1 protein-coding gene is annotated in these 227 nt (G+C 63.9%); it reads left to right on the top strand.

The features are described 5' to 3' along the window. Window positions 1-227, top strand: a 227-nt coding sequence (locus QQL85_RS26545) for a hypothetical protein (protein ID WP_284357345.1), incomplete at both ends; no start/stop codon positions are given.

Raw genomic sequence — 227 nt, 5'->3', positions numbered from 1 at the left:
GTCAGCGGCACCGACGTCGGCAAGTTCGAACAGCTGACCCTGGACAAGGCGCCGGTCACCACCACCGTGACCGACGAGCCAGGCTCGGGTACCCCAGGCACTGGCAACGAAGGCGACCTGGTACTGGTTACCATCACCGCCGACCAGACTTCGGTGGCCGAGAACGTCAAACCGACCTTCACCGTGCACATCAATCAGGCGCTGGACCACGACCTGGTCGTGACCCT

This window comes from Pseudomonas putida (assembly GCF_030159595.1).
Classification (GTDB): Bacteria; Pseudomonadota; Gammaproteobacteria; order Pseudomonadales; family Pseudomonadaceae; genus Aquipseudomonas; species Aquipseudomonas putida_AC.
This window is presented reverse-complemented; position numbering and strand designations above follow the sequence as displayed.